The sequence below is a fragment of the Steroidobacter sp. genome (genome assembly GCF_016790065.1).
Classification (GTDB): domain Bacteria; phylum Pseudomonadota; class Gammaproteobacteria; order Steroidobacterales; family Steroidobacteraceae; genus Steroidobacter.
Map to the genome: position 1 here is coordinate 1 of NZ_JAEUPY010000014.1, position 4,814 is coordinate 4,814.

The following is a 4,814-nucleotide window of genomic DNA, read 5'->3' on the forward strand; positions in this document are numbered from 1 at the left end:
AAGCCCATGCCGATGAGATGCACGACGACCAGGAAGACAGCGACGGCAACGGCGCGCATGTTGTTCTTCACCAGACGCTGGAGCAGCGCCAGCACCGGCGGCATGATGATCGCAGCGACGGTGACCGGTACGACCAGCAGCAACATCGCCGGGGTCGAGCCGGGAACGAGGTAGACGCCGAAGTACAGCGGCAGGCTCACCAGCACCGCGATCGCCGGGACCTTCAGATAAGAGGCGACATCGCGGGTGGAAAAATGATCGGCCAGGAGCCCACCGCCGATCATTCCCAGCGCGCCGCCCGCACCGAAGATGGCGCCTACCGACGCGGCCATCTCCATCAGGTTCATGCCATGCGAGCGCATGAAGAAGGCCGGGGTCCAGTTGTTGATGGCGGCTCCGACGAAGCCGACCAGCGCGAAGGCTGGAAAGAAGTACCTGCAACTGCGCTTTCGCAGTAGATAGCCAATGGTCTCCAAGAGACCGTACGAGCGTTGTTCGGGTTGTGAGGCGGCGTCGTCCAGATGACCGCGCGCGGGCTCGCGGAACGCGAAGCGGAAGATCGCCGTGAGACCCAAGCCGACAATTCCCAAGATGATGAATGTCATCCGCCAGCCCACATGGTGCTCCAGCCAGCCGCCGAGCAGCCCGGCGAGCATGGTGCCCACGGACACCGCGCTGATATAGATTCCCAGGGCCTTGCCGCGATTGCGCGGTTCGAACAGATCGCCGATCAGGGAATTGGCGGTCGGCGTCAGTCCCGCTTCGCCAACGCCGACAGCCATGCGGGCTGCGGCCATGCTGGCATAGCTCGATGCAGCGCCGCTGGCAGCGGTGGCGAGACTCCACAGCGCCGAGCACAAGCAGATCAGTCGCGTACGGTTGTAGCGATCAGCGAGCATCGCGATCGGTACACCCATGACCGTGTAGAACAGCGCGAAGGCGAGCCCTGTGATGAAGCCAGCTTCGGCATCGCCCAGTCCCAGGTCAGCCTTGATGGGCTCGATCAGGATATTGACGATGTGGCGGTCGATGATGTTGACCACGTACATCAGGAACAATAGCGCCAACGCATACCACTTGTAGGTGTCTGACTTGATCGATGACATATTGCTTCGTCGAGGCGCGCTATCGATCCTGCTGCGCGTGCAAGGAGGCGCGATATTCCTCGGCCAATTGGTTCTTAAGCACCTTACCAAGGGTGTTGCGCGGGAAATCCTGAGAGTAGACGCGCAGGGCCTGCACACGTTGATGCTTAGCCAGCCGCCCGTTCGCCCAGTCCTGCAGGGTGATTGCATCGGTTCGAGTCCCCGGCTTCAGGCGCACCATCGCGACCGGGACCTCGCCCCATTTTTCGTGCTCGACGCCGACCACCGCCGCGTCCAGCACGTCCTCGTGACTCAACAGGCACGTCTCGATGTCGATGGGATAGACGTTCAGACCACCTGAAACGATCATGTCCTTTTTGCGCCCCCGCAGTATCAGGAAGCCGTGTGCATCGAGGGCACCGATATCGCCGGTGCGAATGAACGCGGTGCCGTGTGCGTCATGCCAGAGTACCGCGGCGTTCGCGTCGGGCCGGTTCCAATAGCCGCTCATCATCGCTGCGGAGCGGCCAACAATCTCGCCAACGCCTGAGTGCGTGATGTCGCCGTCATCAGGTCCGATCAAGCGAATGTCACAGCCCAGCATCGCGCGGCCAACGCTGTGCGGACGCTGTTGCATGTCGATCGGATCGATCAGCGTGGCCACGCCCTCAGTCAATCCCCATAGCTCGAAGAGCGAGTTGCCACTCAGCCGTTGCATCTCTTGCTTGATGCCCGCGGGCATGGCTGATCCGGCGGTGATCAATGCCTCGAAGCAGTTCAGTCCGATTTCCTCGATCCGAGGATGCTGCAAGAGGGCCGCGGCCATCGTGGGCACCGCGAATCCATGGGTCGGGGCGTGCTCCTCGACGGCGCGCAGATAATCATCCGCCGAGAAGCGCGGCAAGATCACAGTGGTCGCACCGATCCATTTCGCGGGCAGCCAGCTCAGCCAGGCGCCATTGGAGTGGATGGGAATGCACGACAGAGCTTTCGCGTGACAATGAAATCGAAACTCCGCCGCGAAGTAGGCGCCGAATTTCAATCGGGACTCGTGACTGTGAGCGATGCCCTTGGGCGTGCCGGTCGTGCCGGACGAATAGATGATCACAGCCAGATCGAGCGGGGCGAGGGTGATGGCCGGCGCCGCATCGCTGCTCGGGCGAATGTGTTCCTGGAACTGCTGTTGCGTGAACACCCGGCGCTCGCCGGCCGAGGCCTGCGTGATCGCGGCATATTCGTCGCTCGCGAACAGAATGCTGGCGTCGCAGTCCTGGATCATCTTCGCCAGGGCCTCGTGTGACAGCAGGGGGGACAGTGGTACGAAAATCGCTCCGGCACGCCACGTGCCGAGCAGCAGCTCATGCGCCCACAGACTGTTGCTGACCACAACAGCGATACGCGCACCGGGTGTCACGCCCAGCGCGATCATCGCATTCGCGATCCGATTGGCGGTGCTGTTGTACTCGCACCAGGTGACCTGACGCGGTCCCTCGACGAAAGCGAATTGCTGTGCTCGGAAGCGGCCGTGGATGGCGATCTGATCGCTGATGCCCGTGAACACCGGCTGCAGGGGCCGGGTTGGGCAGGCGGGCTCTGTCATGGGCTCTTGCATCGTGCTGTCATATATGAATACTATTTTTATAAATGAATGAAACGAAGTTACAAGCGCGCCTGGCCGAAGTCAACCGGCCGCCTGACGCCGTGCCGCAGGAGTGTCGACGTGAATGATCTCTATCGCCTCGCGCGCAACGTCCGTAGCCGAGCCATTTCTTTCGAGAATCCCACGGGTGCGCCGGGCGGAGGTGGGCGTGCAACTAGTCCACTGGGCGTCGGTCGCAAGGGCGCACCGGCGCGGATGATCGAAAGCGGCGAATGCGTCCAGCTGGCCGATATCGAAGGGCCGGGGGTGCTGCGGCATCTGTGGATGGCTACCTACGACATCGCGGACACCATGCGCGGCCTAGTGATACGCATGTATTGGGAAGATCAGCTTCATCCCAGCGTCGAAGCGCCCATCGGCGACTTCTTCGGCTTCGCGCACGGCGCCTCGCCTCCCTATGCCTCCGCCGTGCATTCGGTGGGCGAGCGCCTGGCGTTGAACATCTGGCTGCCCATGCCGTTTTTCCGGCGCGCGCGGGTCACGATCACCAACGAACTCGCTATCGCCGTGCCTCTGTTTTTCCAGATCGACTACACCGTAGGCGATGAGATCGAGGCCGACAGTGGTTATTTGCATGCGCTGTTCCGGCGAGAGATCTCGACCGTCGTGAAGGCGGATTTCGAGCTGTTGCCGCGACGAATCGGTCGGGGTCGCTATCTGGGTGCCGTCATCGGCGTGCGGCCCACTCATGCCAATTGGTGGGGCGAGGGCGCAGTGAAGATCTATCTCGACGGCGATGACGAGTTCGCGAGCATCGTGGGCACGGGCGCCGAGGACTATGTGGGCTTGTCGTGGGGGCTTCAGCGCAATGCTTTTGTCTATCACGGTGCCAGCCTCGTGACGCGTGGGCGCACCGATACCGGCCCGGTGTCCATGTACCGGTGGCATCTGCCGGATCCGGTGTACTGGCACGAGTCCATCCGGGTCACCTTGCAGCAGATTGGCTTGGCTGCCTCGCCGGAAAAACTGCCGCGCTCGCTGCAGGGCTACCGGGAGTGTCTGGTGGAACGATCCGATGACTACTCAACCTGTACCTTCTGGTACGAGCCGTTGCCCAGCGCGGCGCTGCCGGTGCTGCCGGCACTGTCGCTGCGGCTCGAGGGGTTGAGTCTGGCGCCCGATTTGAACGCATTGCCGCTGCAGCCGGGATTCTCGCTGCCGCAGTCCATGTAGGGAGACGATAAATATGAGCACGCAGACTGCGCAGTCCTTGCTGTCTGATGTGACGGAAGCGCCGGATCGCGGATGGCAGCGTTGCGTGCGCGTCGACCATGCCGGATTGCGGCTGGTCGTTACCCTAGAGGTGGGGCCGCGCATCATCGAGTGCAGTCTCGACGGCGGAGCCAACCTCTTCAAGGAGTTCGAGCAGGACATGGGGCGCACGAGTGGTGACGAGTATCTGCTGTTTGGCGGTCATCGGCTCTGGCACGCACCTGAAGCGTACCCGCGCAGCTACGGGCTGGACTTCGAGCCCGTGGAGTTCACGCGTGACGGCAGCTGTCTGCGGTTTACTCAACGCGAAGAACCGTCGACGCGAATACAGAAATCCATCGCCATCGAGTTCCTCGCCCCACACCGCGTGCATGTCAGCCATGAGCTTGCCAACCGCAATCCCTGGGCCGTGGAACTTGCCCCCTGGGCGATGACACTGCTGGCGGCCGGCAGCCGGTTGATCGTGCCGCAAGAAGAGTTCCGGCCGCATCCTCAGTTTCTGGATCCGGCCCGCACTCTGACGCTCTGGCCCTACACTCGGATGAACGATCCGCGCGTGCTTTGGGGAGAGCGCTTCATCCAACTGCAGGAGGACGGCGCGGTCGACCAGAAATTCAAGCTGGGCGTGCTCAACCGCCAGTGTTGGGCGGCCTGCTGGGTGAACGGTTGGTTGCTCATCAAGACGTTCTCGTTCGACGCACAGGCGCGCTACGCCGACCTCGGCTGCAATTGCGAGTTCTTCACCATGCCTGGCTTCGTGGAGATGGAAACATTGGGGCCGCTGACGCGTGTCGAGCCGCAGCAGCGCGTCGCGCACAGCGAAGTCTGGCATTTCTGGTCTGTGCCGTCGCTGCCCA

4 protein-coding genes are annotated in these 4,814 nt (G+C 62.5%); 2 read left to right on the forward strand and 2 right to left on the reverse strand.

Features of this window, described 5'->3' with window-relative positions; all coding sequences use genetic code 11:
* Positions 1–1,043: MFS transporter (locus JNL55_RS00375; protein ID WP_293848144.1), on the reverse strand; the 1,043-nt coding region annotated here is incomplete at its 3' end.
* 82 nt (positions 1,044–1,125) lie between these two features.
* Positions 1,126–2,685 carry a class I adenylate-forming enzyme family protein gene (locus JNL55_RS00380; RefSeq protein ID WP_293848145.1) on the reverse strand — a complete coding sequence of 520 codons (1,560 nt, stop codon included), beginning with the start codon at positions 2,683–2,685 and terminating at the stop codon, positions 1,126–1,128.
* Positions 2,686–2,805: 120 nt separating this feature from the next.
* On the opposite strand from JNL55_RS00380, the gene JNL55_RS00385 reads away from it, so the two are divergent.
* On the forward strand, positions 2,806–3,918 hold the full coding sequence (locus JNL55_RS00385; protein ID WP_293848147.1) for a glycoside hydrolase family 172 protein: 1,113 nt from the start codon (positions 2,806–2,808) through the stop codon (positions 3,916–3,918).
* Positions 3,919–4,003: 85 nt separating this feature from the next.
* Positions 4,004–4,814 (forward strand): hypothetical protein (locus JNL55_RS00390; protein WP_293848149.1); only part of this gene is annotated, 811 nt, incomplete at its 3' end.